Source organism: Marinobacter sp. NFXS11, from assembly GCF_040148675.1.
Classification (GTDB): Bacteria; Pseudomonadota; Gammaproteobacteria; order Pseudomonadales; family Oleiphilaceae; genus Marinobacter.
In genome coordinates, this window is record NZ_JAGDDV010000003.1 from 141,958 (window position 1) to 160,432 (window position 18,475).

Annotated in this window: 16 protein-coding genes and 1 tRNA gene; 3 read left to right on the forward strand and 14 right to left on the reverse strand. The window is 56.7% G+C overall.

Going from position 1 to position 18,475, the window contains the following annotated elements; translation table 11 throughout:
- Positions 1-52 precede the first annotated feature (52 nt).
- From J3362_RS16330 to J3362_RS16360, 7 genes are all read right to left on the reverse strand, one after another.
- The gene (locus J3362_RS16330; RefSeq protein ID WP_349521141.1) at positions 53-892 is read right to left on the reverse strand and encodes a DUF2797 domain-containing protein; all 840 of its coding nucleotides are present in this window, start codon (positions 890-892) and stop codon (positions 53-55) included.
- Entirely contained in the window at positions 889-1,179 is a 291-nt protein-coding gene (locus J3362_RS16335) for a YeaC family protein (protein WP_349521143.1), read from the reverse strand. The genes J3362_RS16330 and J3362_RS16335 overlap by 4 nt, the downstream gene beginning before the upstream one ends.
- A gap of 165 nt (positions 1,180-1,344) precedes the next feature.
- Complete coding sequence (locus tag J3362_RS16340; RefSeq protein ID WP_349521145.1) at positions 1,345-2,208, reverse strand: rhomboid family intramembrane serine protease; 864 nt, start codon at positions 2,206-2,208, stop codon at positions 1,345-1,347.
- Between the two features lie 43 nt (positions 2,209-2,251).
- Positions 2,252-3,265, reverse strand: coding sequence for a metallophosphoesterase (locus J3362_RS16345; protein ID WP_349521146.1), 1,014 nt, complete (start codon positions 3,263-3,265; stop codon positions 2,252-2,254).
- A gap of 2 nt (positions 3,266-3,267) precedes the next feature.
- The gene (locus tag J3362_RS16350) at positions 3,268-4,152 is read right to left on the reverse strand and encodes an NAD(+) kinase (protein WP_008170512.1); all 885 of its coding nucleotides are present in this window, start codon (positions 4,150-4,152) and stop codon (positions 3,268-3,270) included.
- A 111-nt stretch (positions 4,153-4,263) separates the two neighbouring features.
- Complete coding sequence (locus J3362_RS16355) at positions 4,264-5,511, reverse strand: DNA repair protein (protein WP_349521147.1); 1,248 nt, start codon at positions 5,509-5,511, stop codon at positions 4,264-4,266.
- Positions 5,512-5,620: 109 nt separating this feature from the next.
- A complete protein-coding gene (locus tag J3362_RS16360) occupies positions 5,621-7,690 on the reverse strand; it encodes an oxidoreductase (protein ID WP_349521148.1) in 2,070 nt (689 codons plus the stop codon).
- A gap of 154 nt (positions 7,691-7,844) precedes the next feature.
- Between J3362_RS16360 and J3362_RS16365 the strand changes: the two genes are divergently transcribed.
- The gene (locus J3362_RS16365; RefSeq protein WP_349521150.1) at positions 7,845-8,894 is read left to right on the forward strand and encodes an AraC family transcriptional regulator; all 1,050 of its coding nucleotides are present in this window, start codon (positions 7,845-7,847) and stop codon (positions 8,892-8,894) included.
- A 250-nt stretch (positions 8,895-9,144) separates the two neighbouring features.
- Here the strand turns inward: J3362_RS16365 and J3362_RS16370 are convergent.
- Positions 9,145-9,221 (reverse strand) — tRNA-Asp (locus tag J3362_RS16370).
- Positions 9,222-9,359: 138 nt separating this feature from the next.
- Positions 9,360-10,391: an AraC family transcriptional regulator gene (locus J3362_RS16375; protein ID WP_349521152.1), complete on the reverse strand. Its 1,032-nt coding sequence runs from the start codon at positions 10,389-10,391 to the stop codon at positions 9,360-9,362.
- A gap of 285 nt (positions 10,392-10,676) precedes the next feature.
- Between J3362_RS16375 and J3362_RS16380 the strand changes: the two genes are divergently transcribed.
- Positions 10,677-11,552, forward strand: coding sequence for a MaoC family dehydratase (locus J3362_RS16380; protein WP_349521153.1), 876 nt, complete (start codon positions 10,677-10,679; stop codon positions 11,550-11,552).
- Here the strand turns inward: J3362_RS16380 and J3362_RS16385 are convergent.
- From J3362_RS16385 to J3362_RS16395, 3 genes are read right to left on the reverse strand one after another with little or no spacing between them, the layout of a single operon-like run.
- Positions 11,549-13,126, reverse strand: a complete 1,578-nt coding sequence (locus J3362_RS16385) for an ATP-binding response regulator (protein ID WP_349521155.1) — start codon at positions 13,124-13,126, stop codon at positions 11,549-11,551. The two genes, J3362_RS16380 and J3362_RS16385, sit on opposite strands and share 4 nt — an antisense overlap.
- Before the next feature lie 45 nt (positions 13,127-13,171).
- On the reverse strand, positions 13,172-13,798 hold the full coding sequence (gene fixJ, locus J3362_RS16390; protein ID WP_008170525.1) for a response regulator FixJ: 627 nt from the start codon (positions 13,796-13,798) through the stop codon (positions 13,172-13,174).
- Positions 13,799-13,837: 39 nt separating this feature from the next.
- On the reverse strand, positions 13,838-16,246 hold the full coding sequence (locus J3362_RS16395) for an AAA family ATPase (RefSeq protein ID WP_349521157.1): 2,409 nt from the start codon (positions 16,244-16,246) through the stop codon (positions 13,838-13,840).
- A gap of 217 nt (positions 16,247-16,463) precedes the next feature.
- Between J3362_RS16395 and J3362_RS16400 the strand changes: the two genes are divergently transcribed.
- Positions 16,464-16,841 carry a PilZ domain-containing protein gene (locus tag J3362_RS16400; protein ID WP_349521159.1) on the forward strand — a complete coding sequence of 126 codons (378 nt, stop codon included), beginning with the start codon at positions 16,464-16,466 and terminating at the stop codon, positions 16,839-16,841.
- 15 nt (positions 16,842-16,856) lie between these two features.
- On the opposite strand, the gene J3362_RS16405 is transcribed toward J3362_RS16400, so the two are convergent.
- Entirely contained in the window at positions 16,857-17,327 is a 471-nt protein-coding gene (locus J3362_RS16405; RefSeq protein ID WP_349521161.1) for a flavodoxin family protein, read from the reverse strand.
- Between the two features lie 20 nt (positions 17,328-17,347).
- Positions 17,348-18,394, reverse strand: a complete 1,047-nt coding sequence (recA, locus tag J3362_RS16410) for a recombinase RecA (protein WP_349521163.1) — start codon at positions 18,392-18,394, stop codon at positions 17,348-17,350.
- Between the last annotated feature and the right edge of the window lie 81 nt (positions 18,395-18,475).

Genomic DNA, 18,475 nt, shown 5'->3' on the forward strand with positions numbered 1-18,475 from the left:
CACTGGCATTCAGTACCCACAGGCATGACAAGATTTGCCGGGAAAGGCGCTCTCAGCCTTCCATGACCCGGAAGCGGACTTCATAACCGGTGAACTTCCGAATATTGATCACACCGGTATCCAGAATAAGGTACTGCCCCTTGATGCCCTCAAGTACGCCTTCGACTTCCGGCGATTTGTCGAGGTTATGGGTTTTAATCTTGGCTGGCCAGACCTGGACAGGATAGCTCAGGCCAAGCCCCTGCTCGTCAACTTCCCGAATGGCGTCCCGACCGTGGGTCTGCCTGAGCGCCTCAAGGTCTTCGGCAATCAGCCCAAGCATCCGCTGCCGCTCATCCACCAGATCGAGTTCCGGGACATCACCCTTGAGCATAGCCCGCCAGTTGGTCCGATCGGCGACGTGAGCCTTACAGGCAACTTCCACAAGGCCTGCGAGGTATCGCGTTGCAACTCGCGCCATCGGGATAGCGTCAACAGCACCCTGGTCAATCCACCGTGTTGGCACCTGGGATGCCCGGGTAATACCAACCTTGAGACCCGACGAGTTCGCAAGGTACACCACATGCTCCACCATGCAATGGGTTTCACCCCACTCGGGCTCACGGCAGGTACCAAGATGATAGTGGCACTTCTCCGGACTCATGATGCAACTGTCACAAGCGGCAAGCTTGCGGAAACAGGGGTAACAAAATCCCTGATTAAAGCTTTTGTTGGTTTTCCTGTCGCAATGAATACAGCGAATCACGCCATCAAAATCCAGGCGCAAAGGCCTGCCGATCAGATCATTCAGAGGGATACGGGTATCGCCAACGGCAATGGAATAGGCCACCGGGTTTCCGGCCTCCGCCGGCATTTTCCGGAGCCGGCCGGTTACATCAATCAGTTCGCTCAAGACTTGACCTCGACAAACTGGCTGGGGTCCATATCGTCTTTATCCTGCTTGCGCTGCACCGAGGGATCGCAGGCGGTACCGGCTTTGCTGCCCCGATCAAGGTAACCAGTACGCTCTTCTTCGGGAATGCTGTGAAGGTTCTCGTAGTAGATCACCGCCTCCAGGCTGATTTCACGCTGTTCGGGCGTCAGTTTGCGTCCATCAGGCCATTTGCCGAGTTCAATTGACTGCCGGAGGCTCCGGTAGACATTGGGATCCAGTCGCTCGATCAGTTCTTCGTAGGTCATCCCGCTCTCCTGAAAAAACGTTCATTAAAAATATGGCGGAACCGTTTGACAGAATCAAACGATAATGATTATCATTACTTCGCCAAATGACGACGGTCGTATCATTTGGTCTCTCTCATCAGGAGCTAAAAGCTCTTTTAACGCCCCGCCTCTGGCGGGGCTTTTTTATGTTCCCCTTCTGCCTCTTTCGGGCCAAACCACCGCAAGGGCCAGGCCGGCAACAAAACCGCCCAGGTGCGCCTCGTTGGCCATACGCCCGAGCCCGATCATTTCCGGCAGCGGGGTAAACCCGATGACCATCCACGCAACGGCAAAGGTTACCAACGCAGGTGGAAACTGAAACCTCGGTGCCGATCGCTGGCTGAGCCAGCAATAGCCCAGAATCCCATAAACCACGCCCGATAGCCCACCGAACAGCGGGCCTGAGACAAAATACTGCAGGCCGTTGGAAATCAGACTGGTGATCACAAACAGCGTGATGAGCCGGGCGCGACCATCAAACCACTCGATCTGGCTACCCAGAAACCAGAGCATGACCGAATTAAAAATGATGTGGGTCCAGCTGAAGTGCAGAAAATCCGGCGTCAGCAGCCGCCAGACCTGGCCGCTTGCCAGCGTCGCTGTCAGCGCTTCAATGCGGCCAGCCATGGTGCTCCAGTCGTAATCCCGGGGGTCGATCACCATCAGGCTGGCCGCCAGCTCATTCTGCCCCATGGCCGTGAGCCAGACCATGGCTACAGCAAACACGATAATCCCCAGCACCAGCGGCGCATGACGCGGTGAAGGTTGCCAGCGGCCACCAACAAACACCGGCGAACTGTTCTGGCGATCCACCGCTTCCCTGATTTCCGGTTCCGCCATAAAACGGTCCAGGGCCGAGAGCACGGGTTCGGCATGGGCAGGATCTTCCAGCCAGAGCACCTGGAACCCGCCCTCTTCCGTGATGCGGTGGGTCACACCCTGACCGTTCAGCCAACGGCTGAAGCCGGCCAGGTTTACCGTGGTATCCAACTGCTTGACTCGGTACACCGCTTACTCCGCCTCCGGAAATGATTCAGCCACAACGCTCGGTCTAGCGTGCAAGACTGTCCTCGCTGGTGGGATAGTCCGATTGCTCCGGTCTTTCCACATCAACCCAGACAAATTTGTCCCGGGAAAGTGCCCGCTCACCATCCATTCGATAAGCGACCAACCGCCCGTACTTCACGGCACTGTAATCGATGCACGCGACATTGGATCTGAGCGGCGCCGGTTCGCCTTCCATCCAGTAATGCCCGACAAAGACCGGGGGCGCATCAAGAGGATAACTGATCAGCTGTTTCCGCTCGTTTTCCGTCAATACCCGGCTTGCCACTTCCGGTGGCAACGGGTCCGGCTGGAAGACAACATCGGCATAGGTATGAGGGTCGTCGGCCCAGAACTTGGTTCGGAAAAACTCGCGCACATAGCCATCCCGACCGGTGATGGTCATTCCCCGGGGGAGCCGCAGATCCGTCCCCCTCAGAAGGGTATCCATGACCTGCCCGGCAAAAGACTCGATGGCAGCAGAGGCGTGCAGGAAATCCTCATCAATGCACGCACCACCTTGCGACTGCTTGAATTTCTCGATCAGGTCGCCATCCCAACACGCGTGCACAACGCGGAAATCCTCGTCGTCGATGAACAGCGGTATGGTGTAGAACCACTCGAGAAACTCGTTCCACTCGTAGGGGTGCGCTTCGAACTGCTCGAGAGTCTCGCGGATCAGGCGGTCGTGACGCGCGTTGTGCTCACGCAGGAAGGTTTTTCCGCTGCCCGGGCGCGCCCGCGTACAGTAACCCAGGGCATTGTACTCATGGTTGCCCATGACAATTCGGGCCGAACCATGTTCCACCATATCGCGCACAAGGTGCAGGGCTTCACGGATGCGTGGGCCACGATCAATAATATCGCCAATGAAGATCGCCTGACGACGGGGGTGCTGGTAGACCCCGTTGATCTTCCGATACCCCATCTGGTCCAGCAATCTGGCCAGGGTATTGGCACAGCCGTGAATGTCGCCAATGATGTCGTAACCGCGGTTTGCGGTCGATTTTGTAGCAGCCATGATCAACTCGCTGATATTTCACTAGCCCAGCCAAGCTTGTCACGGCAGGTGGCGTAGAAATTATGGTCTGTGGGGTGAATCAACCGGATCTTGAACGGCTTTTTGGTAATGCGAATGATATCGCCAGGCGCGCAGGCAATGTTCATCTGGCCGTCAAAGCTGATTTGCGGATAGGTTTCATTGGTCTCCCCGATCACCAGTTTGATCTCACTCTTGCCATCGACAACGATCGGCCGGCTACTGAGAGTGTGGGGAAACATGGGCACCAGAACAATGGCGTCCAGCTTCGGGTGCATGATCGGGCCGCCGGCAGACAGCGAATAGGCGGTAGACCCGGTCGGCGTGGAGACAATCAGGCCATCCGAACGCTGGCTGTACACGAAATGGCCGTCAATGAAGAGGTCGAAGCCAATCATTCGGGTGGACTTGCCCGGGTGCAGAACGACATCGTTCAGGGCCGTACCAAACCCCAGGGGCTGGCCGTTGCGCTCAACATTGCCATCCAGCAGGAACCGCGTCTCTTCCATGTATTCGCCTTCCAGGACCTTGCCCAGGCGCTCCTCAAGATCGGACGGCGAAATGTCAGTCAAAAAGCCCAACCGGCCACGGTTCACCCCAAGCAGAGGTATCTTGGACTTGGCCAGCTCCCGGGCGGCGCCCAGAAGGCTGCCATCCCCGCCAACCACGATGACCAGATCACAAATTTCGCCCAGAAGCTTTTTGCTGGCCACCTGCAGGCCATGCCCTGGCAGCATGCTGGCTGTGTCTTCTTCAAGAATGACGTGGTAATTGTTGGTGATCAGGTACTGTTTGAGCTGGCGCAGTGATTCAACCACTTTCACACTGCCCATTCGGCCGATTACACCAATGTTCCTGAACTGATCCATGAAGTTTCCTGTGATGTCGGGATGCGGCGGGGACCAACGAAACCGTTACCCCGGTGACAATCTGGCGTACAGTTTAACGAAAGTCACCCCGATACTGAAAAAGTTCCAACCTCAGGCCTGGTGTTTCTCGCACCGATCATCAACGCCCGGGCGGAATTCCGAGGGCTGGCTTACCCGCAGGATTGGCTCGTCACAGGGTTTGCCATCGTTGCCCTTGTGGGTGCACACAGGATTTTCATAGTGATCCAGCCATTCACGATAGGCAGGCTCATTCATGCCGCAGCGTTCCGCAGCATAGGCGGTGGGGTTACTGAAGTAGGTCTCAATGTCCTTGAAGGGCAACGTTATGTGACCGACGCCTGGCTGGTAGGCCACCAGGAACACCGCCTGGCGCTGCAGGTGGTCCATGATGGAGTCTTCCGGAGGTTCGCGGTTTCTCAGCTCGTGGTTCTCTTCCTCGAGGGCGACAATCTTCTCGTCTCTCAGCTCGAGCTCCCGCTGACGCCGCTCAAGTTGCTCCCTGAGGAGCAGGAGCTCGGCACCCGCGTTTGAATCCTCCCGCTGTTTCTCCTCACCTACAGCGGCCATCTGCTCCTGCATGGAAAGGTATTGCTCGTTTCTTTCGGAAAGCCGCTTCTTGAGCTGCTCATTGCTGAGGCGTTGGCGTTCGTATTTCTGCTCGAGATCCGCAATATCACGGCGCAACCCCTGAACCTCCAGCCGGTGCTCTCGCTGGATATCCGAAAGCGCATCGCGGTGGACACTCTGGAGGGTCTTGATCCGCAGGCGTTGCTCACGAATCAACTGCGCCAGGCGGGAACGGTCGGCGGCGGCTGCGGCCTCTTCGCGCTCCGAAGAATCTTCTGCCTGCTCACTCAGAACCGGAATATTCTCTTCCTGTACCGGCTCAACTTTGCGGAATTTAAGGCTATTGGCCTCTACTGCCTTGCGAATGGCCTGGAAATGATTATTACCCGGGGTCATGTCCGGGTCCCAAAGATCCTCCTTGAACTTGGGATCGGGGCATTGGCTCCGGCAAACCAGCCGGATCGGACCACCGCCCATGTCCGGCCCCTTGGCGCCTTGCCTGGCGAGCTCTTCAATCGGCAGGTTCCAGTGACTGTCTGCCCTGCCCTCCTCATCAAACCAGATTCGGAAGAACACGAGTGCCTGAACCCGAAGATCGGGACTCAACTCAACCAGAACAGCCCTGACATCGGTTTCGGCAAGATCGGACAGCCCAACGTAGCCATCCAGGAAAGCGCCGAATTCCGTGGCCCGCATTTCGCGAGCCACCTGGCTTCCTTCCACAAAAAATACCGCCGAATAACCATCGGTTGCCTGGTCGGCAGACACCATTGCACGTTCTCCAAAGTTCAACGACTCGACAGACTCAAAGCTATTAGTCTAGCCAGACAATCGTTTCTGCACAGGGAAAAACTGCAACGATTTGTGATCGTGTTAGCGCTTAGAGCTCTGCCGCCAGACGACTCCCCTGGTCGATGGCCCGCTTGGCATCGAGTTCAGCCGCCACATCCGAGCCACCAATCAGGTGAACTGGCAGGCCCGCTGCCTCGAGTTCGCTTTGCAGTTCGCGCAGCGGCTCCTGGCCCGCGCAGACGATAATGGTATCCACGGGCAGCACACGATTTTCGCCCTGCTCTGCGCCTTTCGGCGTGACCGTTATATGCAGCCCCTCATCATCGATTTTACGATAGGTCACACCGGGCACCATCTGAACCTGACGGTTTTTCAGGGAAGTCCGGTGAATCCAGCCGGTGGTCTTGCCCAGGTTCTTACCCACTTTCGAGGCCTTGCGCTGAAGCAGATAGACTTCCCGGGCCGGCTCCGGTACCTGCGGCTCAACGCCCTGGATGCCACCACGATGATCAACACTGAGATCCACACCCCACTCCCGCATGAAGTGATCGGTATCCAAAGCAGCCGACGTGCCCTTGTGGACGATAAACTCGGAGACATCGAAACCGATACCGCCGGCACCGATCACGGCCACTCTCTGGCCAACCGGCTTGCGCTCCAGCAGCGCGTCCAGATAACCGATCACTTTGGGATGATCGATACCCTCGATTTCCGGCGTACGCGGCTTTACGCCCGTGGCCAGAACCACTTCGTCAAAGCCACCGGCTTTCAGGTCATCAGCGCTAACCCGGGTGTTCAGGCGTACATCGACCTGATGCTTGTCGAGCATCACCCGGAAATAGCGCAACGTCTCGTAAAACTCTTCCTTGCCCGGAATCAGCTTGGCAACGTTGAACTGGCCACCAATCTCACTGCCGGCGTCAAACAATGTCACCTTATGGCCACGCTCTGCCGCCACGGAAGCGAAAGCCAGTCCTGCCGGGCCGGCACCAACCACCGCGATGGATTTCGGCTTCGCAGTCTTCACGTAGGTCAACTCGGTTTCATGACAGGCGCGGGGATTGACCAGGCAGGACGTCAGCTTGCCGCTGAAGGTGTGATCAAGACAGGCCTGATTACAGCCGATGCAGGTGTTGATCTCCTCCGCGCGATCCTCCGCCGCCTTTAGAACCAGATCGGCGTCTGCGAGGAACGGCCGGGCCATGGACACCATATCGGCATCGCCCTCGGCCAGAATCTTCTCGGCCACGTCCGGCATGTTAATCCGGTTGGTGGTGACCAGAGGAATGCTCACTTCACCTTTCAGGCGCGCGGTCACCTTGGTAAATGCGCCCCGGGGAACTGAGGTGGCAATGGTAGGTACGCGGGCCTCATGCCAGCCAATACCCGTATTGATGATGGTTGCACCCGCCTTCTCGATTTCCTTGGCCAGATGCACCACCTCTTCCCAGGTACTGCCGTCTTCAATCAGATCCAGCATGGACAGGCGGTAAATCAGGATAAAGTTCTCGCCCACTCGTTCACGAACCCGGCGAACGATTTCGATGGGCAGACGAATGCGGTTTTCGTAACTGCCACCCCAACGGTCAGTCCGATGGTTGGTGTGAGACACAATGAACTGGTTAATGAAGTAACCCTCTGACCCCATCACTTCAACGCCGTCATAACCGGCGCTTTGTGCAAGTGCGGCGCACTCCGCATAGTCCTGGATCTGCTTCTCGATGCCGTCTTCATCCAGTTCCCGGGGCTTGAACGGATTGATTGGCGCCTGAATGGCCGAGGGTGCCACCAGCTCCGGAGAATAGGCGTAGCGGCCAGCGTGGAGGATCTGCATGCAGATCTTGCCATCAGCTCCATGCACCGCATCGGTAATGACCCTGTGCTTCTCGACTTCCTCTTCGGTGGTCATCTTGGCGGCGTGCTGGAAAACGCCCCCTTCCACATTCGGAGCAATACCGCCAGTCACGATCAGGCCAGCACCGCCTCGGGCACGCTCTGCATAGAATGCCGCAAGGCGTTCGAAGCCATTTTTGGCCTCTTCCAGGCCGGTGTGCATGGAGCCCATCAGGGTGCGGTTACGCAGTTTGGTAAAACCAAGGTCCAGTGGCTCAAGCAGGTTCGGGTACTTGGCAACGCCTGGCGTCGTGCTCGCGGTCATGTTTGCTCTCCTCATCGTGATCTTGGGCGGAACGCCTGTAAATGACAGGGCTCCGTTCATTGTTGAGCCTTAAACTACCCGCGCATCTTGCGATCGACAATATCCAGGGATAACATTTTATTATCTTTGCATAACATGTCAGACAAAGGCTTCAATGAACGCCCACCTCTCCAGCCCGTCAAAAAACCGAAACTCACTCGGGGACATCAGTGTTCTCTATGTGTCGGCTCTTTTGCGGGCCGCCGAAGCCGAAGGCGCCAGCAGCGCAGAACTGGCATCCCGTTTCCAGCTTGACCATCAGACCCTGACATCACCGGAAGCGCGCATCAGCATCCCGCGGTTCATGCGCCTGGGGCATGCCGCGATCAACGAGACCGGAAACCCGACTCTCGGGCTGAGGATGGGAGCGCTATCACGCCCTGTCGACGCGGGTATTGCAGGGCTGGCCGGAGAAACCGCCGGCACCGCTGGCGCGGCACTCTCCACTCTGATTCGCTACGCTCTGCTAACCAGCCGCAATAGCCGCGGCGTTCCAACTGTCCAACCGGAAACCCGGCAAGCAAAGTTCTACTCGATTCGCCCCTATAACGGCTTCAACTACTTCGTGGTGGACTCCGTTCTTGCTGCGTGGACCCAGTTTCTCCGGACCGTTACAGGCCGTTACGACGTTCTGGAGAAGGTCACTATCGAATACCGATCAATCGGCCAGGATGATTTGTTCGAGAGCTGGTTTCGCTGCCCCGTGCAGTTTGGGGCTTCGAAGAACAGCCTTGCCGTGCGGCAGGATATTTGGGAAAGCACCAGCCAGCAGGCTCAGCCGGCCATGCATGAAAGGCTTTCCGATCTCTGCGAACGGGAACTTCAGCAGATACGACGGGGGTGGACCACGGGCGACCGGGTAAAAAACCTCCTCACGCCCCTGTTTCGGGGCGAGACACCCAGCCTGGAAACCATTGCAGTTAAACTGGGGGTTGCGCCATGGACGCTGCAGAGACAACTGGCCGCCGAGGGCACCGGATTCAGGGAACTGGTGGATGAAACGCGAAAACAGTTGGCGCGGGATTATATTCGGGAGACAGAGACATCACTGGCGGAGATTGCCTGGCTTTTGGGGTTTGCCAATCCTGCGGCCTTTCACAAGGCCTACCGGCGCTGGTTCAATCTAAGCCCCGGGGAACACCGAAAGCAGATCAGACATGGGTGACATCGGTGATGGTTTCATCCCTTGCCTATAACTCCATGGCGTCGTCCCAGCCATCATCGTCTTCATATTCTTCGAACTGGTTTTCAATCAACTCTTCTTCGTAATCCCGCATCACAGCCTTCCTGATTTCTGAATTTTCAGAAATAGCCTAGAAGCACTCAATGACAGAACGATGACAATGAAGGTTTGCGTTGGCAGCAAGCCAACTGGAAAATTCGGGTAACGTGAAAGGTAAAACAAGGGGTAAAAATGGCGGAGCGGACGGGACTCGAACCCGCGACCCCCGGCGTGACAGGCCGGTATTCTAACCAACTGAACTACCGCTCCGTGCGGGTCATCACAGCTCGCCTCGAAAAGGCTTGGCAATCAAGGGTGTGATTGCTCTGTGACAACGAGGGCGCATTATAAAGAGGCGCCCTGTTATGTCAACGCTTTTTCTTAAATATTTTCAGAAAAAGCGTTCTGTTACATGGCATCGACCATGGCGTCCTTGCCCTGGGCGGTTTTGCGGTATTCGATAGGCGTCATTCCGGACCAGCGTTTGAATGCGCGATAAAAAGTGCTGGGCTCAGAAAAGCCGGTCAGGTAGACAATCTCATCAATGGATTCATCGGTGGTTGCCAGCAACTGACGGGCCAGGCGATAGCGAAAATCCGCGAGTACCTGATTGAAACTGGTCTCGGCCTCTGTCAGCCGGGTACGCAGGGTCCTCGGCTTGATGCCGAGCCGCTCGGCCACGGCATCGAGGGTGACCTCTCCACTATCGAGGAGCTCTGCGACAATGCGCTCCACCTGACCAACGATGTCTTTCTTCTCCAACCGGGCAACCTGTTCGCTGGCAAACCGCTCGTGCAGATCCAGCAGCTCCGGCTCGGCATGCGGCGAGGCATGTGACAGCAGCTTGACCGGGAAGTACAGCCGGTTTTCCGGCGCACCGAAGGTGACGTCACACCCCAGCACCTCGCGGACATGATCCTGACCCTCGGAACGCTCATGCTCGAACTCAATGCGTGAGGGGTAAAAGTTGCCATCGGTGATGGAGCGGAAAAAGGTAATCAACCCCAGCACGAAACATTCATTGAAATGCCGTAAACGACGCACATCATCAGACGCTGCATCCAGGACCATGCAGGCATCGTCGCCCTCAATGAAGAAATCGGTGTTTGCAGCATCACTCAGCAAACGCTGATAGTTCTGGGCCCGACGCAGGCCCTCGCCGAATGTTGGGCTGCTCAGAAAGAGGTATTCCAGCACCTGCCCCTTATACGCTGGCAGCAACTGTCCCAGATGCAGGCCAACATCCGGATCGCCGGAAACATCCTCAACAGCCTGCCAGAAGTACATCTGCGCACTGTGGGGAGTTCGAAGCTGTTCGGTATAAACGTAATTTTCATCCACACCCAGACGGCTGAAAATCGCGTTGGTATCGATTCCCTTCTTTTTCATCGCCTCATAAATCAGGCGCAACATCACTCCCGCGTCACGAAGTTCCTGCATAAGATCCCGTTTTCTTATTTGTTGACGTCTACTTTGGCCGGCCGGACAGTCGCCGGGGCTCGCCAGGTCAATGCCTGATCTGGCAGGGTTTGCCACACTCCAGAGGTTTGTCAGATCCAGAGGGCCCGGAAAAGGCACCCTGTTAGACAATCGTCTTATATTAGAGCATATCAGGCCACGAACGCCGAGTTGTACCAAAATGTAAAAAAAAGCATATCCTCTGCTACTACGCTTTTACTCAGGCAGCGCCGGCATTTCCGGTCGAGGCTATAAAGGAGAATATCCATGCCAGAGACCCTCGTTTACCACACGACACCACCCGCTTTATTGCCCATGTATGGCAGAACACTGCTGCCGAAACAAAAGCAAACCGGCGGTGACGTCAGCATCCCGGAGTTGTCTGCCAGCCTGCTTGGCGTCAGTACTGCCGGCAAGAACCTCAAGCGCTACCAGCAGGTCTGTGGCTTCGCGGCAGGCAGTCATCTGCCCGTTACCTGGCCCCATGTGCTGGCTTTTCCACTGCACCTGAAACTGCTCACCGAGAAGGCCTTCCCCCTGCCGCTGCTGGGCCTGGTGCACCTGCGAAACACCATTACCCAGCACCGGCCGATCGGCACCGGGGAGAACCTGGATTTATCTGTACGACTGGGGAATACCGTGAAAAGTGACCGGGGTGTGGAGTTTGATCTCATCACCGAGGCTCGCTCGGCTGGCAAACTGGCCTGGGAAGAAGCGAGCACGACGCTGTTCCGACAACCGGATGGCGAGAGCAAGTCGTCCGGCAAAAAAGCACCTCCAGAGCTGGAACGTTATCCGAACACCGAAAACTTCAAGGCACCCGAATCGATTGGCCGGCAATACGCCCGGGTATCCGGCGACAGCAACCCGATCCACATGCATGCCCTGAGCGCCAAAGCGTTCGGCTTTCCACGGGCAATCGCCCACGGCATGTGGACCAAAGCCCACGCACTCGCACTGCTGGAGCAACAGGAAGGCTGGCAAAGTGGCGCTCTGAGCGTCAGTTGTCAGTTCAAGAAGCCGCTGTTTCTACCCGGCACAGCCCAACTTAACTGGCAAACGGGAGAAACGGGCTGGGACTATCAGGTTTTGAATGCCAAAGGCGATGCGCCTCATCTGACCGGGCGCATCGACTGGCTCTAGGAGGGCTTGCCATCCGGTGCGCAGGGGGAACCCTGGGCGCCGGCAACGGGCAACGTGAAATAGAAACAGGCACCACCGCCTTCCGGCCGCTCGAAACCGATGTCGCCACCCTGCGCCTGCATGAGGGAACGGCAGGTTGAAAGGCCAATGCCCATCCCTTCGTCCTTGGTCGTGAAGAACGGCAGGAACAGTTTCTCTTCGGCATCTTCCGACAGGCCGATGCCATGGTCCCGCACCTGGATTCGAACACAGGTGTCACCCTGCACACTGGCACTCACTTCTACCGGCGCGCTGGAATCAATACTGCTGGTCGCTTCCAGAGCGTTGCGAATCAGATTCAGGGCGACCTGCTGTACCTGAACCGGATCGGCCAGAACCTCAGGCATGTTCTCAGGCACGGACAGCTCAATGGCGCCCTTGTTGTTACGCATATCCACCTCGGCAAACTGCCGGGTGTCTTCCAGCAACGCGGGCACAGACAGTACTTCCTTGCCCGTCGCCGGTTTTTTCATGAATCGACGAATGCGTCGGATGATTTCACTGGCGCGATGGGACTGTGCCTCGATCTTGTCGAGGGTCTCCTGGAGCAGCCCCATATCAGGGCTTTCCTTTGCCATCATCCGCTTGGCGACCCGGGCATAATTGGTGATGGCGGTCAGCGGCTGGTTCACCTCATGGGCAACGCCGGCGGCCATTTCACCCATGGTGGTCAGGCGCGAGGTATGTGCAAGCTGGTCGCGCTGTTCCTGAACCAGTTGCCGGGCATCCTCCAGCGCCTTTTCATTGTCCAGTTCGGCGGTGATATCCCGGAATACAACAACGGCACCGTGAAGCTCGTCAGAGTCCAGTTTCGGGGTTGAGCGGTACTCCGCCGGAAAGCCGGTTCCGTCGGCCCTTAGCATTCGTATATCCCGCTGGTTCTCGGCCACACCCTGCTGACAGGTCGCCTTCACCGGCAGTCCGTCCGGATTGTCACCGGCAGTCGCGAAGTGGGTTTCGAAGAAATCACGACCAATCAGCTCTTCCACCGGGCAGCCAACAATTGATGCAGCCGCCGGATTGGCAAATTCAATAATGCCGTTCTCATCGAGGCCGTAAATGCCTTCGCTGATCGAGTTCAGAATCCGGGCCTGATCACTTTGCAGCTCCCGGTTGCGGGCCTGCAACTCTCTTTCAAGGCGAATAACGCTGGCGTGGGTTTTTACGCGAGCGATCACTTCCTGGGACTGAAACGGCTTGGAGATGTAGTCGGCACCTCCAAGTGAAAAGCCCTTCACTTTTGCCTGCAGGTCGTCCAGCGCAGACAAAAAGACGACGGCACAGTCTGCCGTCTGCGGGGCGGCCTTGAGGCGCTTGCAGACTTCATAGCCGTCCATCTCCGGCATCATGATATCGAGGAGAATCACTTCGGGCTGATGGCGGTGGGCAAGGTCGAGGGCCTTTTCGCCCTCGTTGGCAATGAGTAGCCGGTAACCTTTGTCTTTCAGGGTCTCATAGAGGACTTTGAGGTTCTGCGGATTGTCATCCACGAGCAGAACCGTCACCTCCGAGTTCTCGCTGACAGCTTCAGTCATAAATGTCGGGCCGGTTAGAAAAGTAACCGTATGATGCCGCCGGGATCACCCTGCGTCGATAAGGTCCTTTACGGACAGGACCATACGAACGAGATGTGCCAGGGAATGGGTTCCCATCTTGTGCATAACGCGGGAACGGTGGATCTCTACCGTGCGCTGGCTGATTTCCAGCTCAATGGCAATCACCTTGTTGGCCTGGCCGGCAATCATCCGGTCCATGATCTCGTGTTCCCGAGGGGTCAGGCTCTTGATGCGGCGAATGATCTCCTGCTTCTCGTCCAGAGACTTGCGCTGCTCAAGGTCCTGTTTGAGGGCTGCCTCAATTTTCTCCAGCAGTGCCTCCTCACGGTAGGGCTTCTGGATGAAGTCCACAGCGCCCTCTTTCATGGCGTCGACGGCCATGGGAACGTCACCGTGGCCCGTCACAAAGATAATCGGCAATATGGAGTGTTTTTCATTGAGCTTTTTCTGGAGCTCCATACCGTCCATGCCCGGCATGCGAATATCCAGCACAATGCAGCCTGCCATCTTGTCGGAATAGTCCTTCAGGAAAGCGGTTGCACTCTCATAGGTCTTTACCGGCTTGCCGTCGGATTTCAGCAGCAGCTCCAGGGAATCGCGGACTGCCTCATCGTCCTCAACAACGTACACGGTTTGCTGGATATCAGTCATGGGTGTGTTCTCTCCTGTCCGTTTTCTTATGATCGCCGGTCAGTGAATTGACGGGTCTTTATGGTCGTCACGGGCATGTTCCTGGCGCTCGTGTTCCCGCATTTTTTCTAGCCGTTGCTGGATAATGCCAAAAACGCTCTGCTTCGGGTACCTGCCTTTGTCATCGGCCTTGCCCGCAGGCTTTCCAAGCAGCAGCGTGATGGCCTCTTCTACACGGGCGACCGCGTACACCGCAAACTGCCCCCCGCGCACTGCCTGCACCACTTCGCTGTCAAGCATCAGGTTTTGCACATTGGTGGATGGCACAATGACCCCCTGGCTGCCTGAAAGCCCACCCTTGAGCTGGCAGGTGGTAAAAAAGCCTTCCACTTTTTCATTCACGCCCCCAATGGGCTGAACCTCACCAAACTGGTTGACCGACCCCGTAATCGCAAGATCCTGCCGAACCGGTATACCGGATAGGGACGAAATCAACGCGCACAGTTCTGCCAGTGAGGCACTGTCTCCGTCCACTTCACCGTAGTTCTGCTCGAAGGTCAGACTGGCCGACAGGTGCATCGGATCGTTAACCGCAAAATGGGAGGCTAGCCAGGAGCTCAGAATCATCACGCCCTTGGAGTGCAGATTGCCGCCAAGCTTTACATCTCGCTCAATATCCATGACCGCGCCATCTCCATAATAGCAGGTAGCGGTGACACGGTTGGAAAGACCGAACTCAAATCCACCCGTGGACAGCACCGAGAGTGCATTAACCTGGCCAACGCACTTGCCACTTGTAGTTACGAGCGTTGTGCCGTCACGGATGGAATCATAGAACTGATCCCGGATCCGGCTGCTGCGGTATTTCGCGCTTTCCAGCGCGCGCTCAACGTGCAGGTCCTGGATCAGCTTGGCACCGGCCTGACGGGCCCAGAAATCGGATTCCCGCAGCAGGTTGGCAATATCGGCCGCATGCAGGGACAGTCGATCCTGATGCTCGGCCATACGGGCACTGTGTTCAATCACCCGGGCAACCGCCTTGTTCGAACAGTGAAGCAGCTTCTTCTCGCTCACCAGGCTGGCGATGAACTTGGCATATAGCAGCTGACTGTCATCGGACCGGTACATTTCGTTCTCGAAATCCGCCGTGACTCGAAACAGCTCGGCGAATTCGGAATCGTATTCCTGCAACAACATCCAGGTTTCACGGTCGCCGAACAGAACAATCTTGACGTCCAGGGGCACCGATTCTGGTTCAATTGAGATGGTTCCGGACAGCGTCAGTTCCCGTTCCAGGGAATTTATCTGTATGGACTTCGAACGCAAAGCACGCTTGAGGCCATCCCATACGAACGGTTGCTCCAGAACCTTGATGGCGTCCATCAACAGATAGCCACCGTTGGCCCTGTGCAGGCTGCCCGGGCGAATCAGGGAGAAATCCGTGAACACGGTGCCCTTGTAGGTGACGTTCTCAACGTAACCGAACAGGTTGTGGTAGGTGGGGTTATCCTCCACCACCATCGGCACTTCGTTGGTTTTCTGATGCACCAGAACATTGACGAGGTAACGGCGGGGCATCTTCTTGTCGAGGGACGCATACGCAATCGCTGCCTGCTCCTCGTTGTCATCGAGGAAGATCTCGAGATTTTCAACCAGGTCCGCCCGAACCGCTTCAAAGAAGGCGACCACGTCCGGCAGATCCTTGTATTTCTCGATCAGCTCATCGATCTGATGGCCTGAGATACTCTCGAGGGTCTCCTGGTTCAGGGCTTGCTGTTTATCAGCGTATTCCTGCTCCCAGTCCGCCAGTTTGCGAAGCGCCTGCCGGAGCTTTTTCTCAAGCTTGTTGATGGCATCTTCGAACTTGTCGCGCTGCTCATCGGTCAGGGCCTGGAAAGATTCCGCAGTGTGGGGTTCGTCGCCATTCATGGCCACCAACCGATAACCGCCCGGGGTTGTCACAGTGAGGCTGACTTTTTTGCGCTTGGCCTGGGCCGCAACCTTCTCCAGCTCGTCTTCCTGCTTTTTGCCGTATTCGTTTTTCAACTGTTCGGAGCGCTCAAGAAAGCTGTCGCTGTCAAAGGTCTGTGGAATAACCTTGACCAGGCGACTCATCAGCTTTTCCATATCCTGTTTGAGCTGGGTACCCTTCCCGGCCGGGAGCTGCAACAGCTTCGGAATGCGCGGCTCCTCGAAGTTGGCCACGTAGCACCAGTCATGGCTCTGCTGATCCGTATCCACATGATGCTCGAGGTAACGCAGCATCATGGTGCGCTTACCCAGGCCATTACGGCCAACGGCATAGACGTTGTAACCGCCATGGGGCATTGCCAGAGCAAAACGCACAGCCTCCTGGGCACGGTTCTGGCCAACGATTTCAGCCAGGGGCTCCAGTTGCTTGGTGGTTTTGAACGGCAGATCTTTCAGAACACAGGCTTTGTAAAGCTGGTGCAGAGGCAGTGACTTCAAGGTTTGGTCCTGTAACGGTTAACACATTGGCCGGTCATTGTAGATTCTGCGGTCGGCTCTGTCGCGTTCAGCACGAAGATTTCTGGAGTTGCGCACAGTGCGCGGGATTTTGTTAGGCAGTTCACAATTCCGCCGCCGCTCATTTTTCAACCAGCCTTTCCGGAACTACACTTCTTCTCCCAACCATAAAGACAATGCACGCAACGGACGCCAGCGTATGACCAGTGATTCCGCAGAGCGCAGAATCAAGGATCGTTACCCCGCCTCCTGCCTGAAGGTCCAGCTCCGGGAACGTGGCTTCTTTGGTCGTGGCAAACACCCCACGCCGGTTACCTGCCTGGACCTCAACCGTTACGGAATGGCAGTACTTTGCCCCAGGCCAGTAGAACCGGGCGCCCGTCTGTTCATGGATTTTGACGGCAAGTACATCAGCGAATCGCGGGTTTGTGCCCGGGTCGTGGAGTGCCAGCCCTTCCAGACCGGCTATCGCGTCAGCGTCCAATTCAGTTACTGCCTGGACAAGAAAGGGTACTCACGCACAGTAGACAATGCCCTGTCGCGGATTGAAGGCTTTTACAACCGGTTCGCCAGTTGAGGCAGCCCTGAAGTCTCACGCCAGACCGGCGTCAAGGCTGGCGGCCACATACATCCCCAGTTCACGGCACTGCTCCTGAAACTCATCCCGATACTCGCCCCTGCAGATCAGGGGTTCCTGCATCAATTTCCAGCGTAGCCCCGTGGTAATGCTCTCGATGGCCCGATTGGTACCGGTGCCGTCATGTCCAGCGCGGATATAGTAGGCAAACGGCAACCCCTGGGTTTTCTCAAGGCAGGGATAGTAGCTTCGATCGAAGAAGTCCTTCAGGGCACCGCTCATATACCCGAGATTCTCAGTGGTACCGAGAATGATGGCGTCGCAGGCAAGCACGTCGTCGGGACCGGCATCCAACGGTGCCAGAACGGTTACTTCAACGTTTTCGATGTCTTCATGGCGGGCCCCCTCCTCCACAGCTTCTCGTAGGCGGAGGGTGTTCGGGGAAGGCGCATGGGCAACAATCAAAAGTTTCTTCATGTCATCCATACGTCCTCCCTACATCAAGCTTAGAGCAGCTCGCCGTTGGCTTCTGCGGGCTCTTCTTTAGCGTCTTTCTTCGGTTCAGGCTTGGGCATCAATTTGTCCCGAACCTTGGCTTCGATTTCGTTGGCAATGTCCATGTTTTCTTCCAGGAACTTGCAGGCGTTGGCCTTGCCCTGGCCGATCTTGTCGCCATTGTAGGCGTACCAGGCCCCGGATTTGTCGACAAAGCCTTCCTTGACGCCCATATCCAGGACTTCGGCCATGTGGTAGATGCCCTTGCCGTACATAATCTGGAACTCGGCCTGCTTGAACGGCGGCGATACTTTGTTCTTGACCACTTTCACGCGGGTCTCGTTACCGACCACTTCGTCACCGTCTTTTACGGCACCAATGCGGCGGATATCAAGGCGAACGGAGGAGTAGAATTTCAGCGCGTTACCACCGGTGGTGGTTTCGGGCGAGCCAAACATAACCCCGATTTTCATACGGATCTGGTTGATGAAAATCATCAGGCAGTTAGCGTGTTTGACATTACCGGTCAGCTTGCGAAGCGCCTGGGACATCAGTCGCGCCTGCAGACCAACGTGGCTGTCGCCCATTTCACCCTCGATTTCCGCTTTCGGGGTCAAGGCCGCCACGGAGTCCACGATGATCACGTCTACCGCATTGGAACGAACCAGCATGTCGGCAATTTCCAGGGCCTGCTCACCGGTATCCGGCTGGGACACCAGAAGGTCGTCCACATTGACGCCCAGCTTTTCGGCGTAAACCGGATCGAGCGCGTGCTCGGCATCCACAAATGCGCAGGTTTTGCCGGCTTTTTGTGCTTCGGCAATTACCTGGAGGGTGAGCGTCGTCTTACCGGAACTTTCCGGACCGTAGATTTCGCAAATTCGACCATATGGAAGACCGCCAATACCCAGGGCAACGTCCAGGCCGAGGGAACCGGTGGAGACCGCAGGAATGGCTTCGCGAGGATGATCGCCCATTTTCATGACGGCGCCCTTGCCAAACTGGCGCTCAATCTGTCCAAGTGCTGCGCTCAATGCTTTCTTGCGGTTGTCTTCCATCAGTGCAAACCCTCTGTCGCCTGGGCCGCCACCCTCAGGAAAAGGCTGGCAGCGAAATAGTGAATCGGGAATCCGTACAGC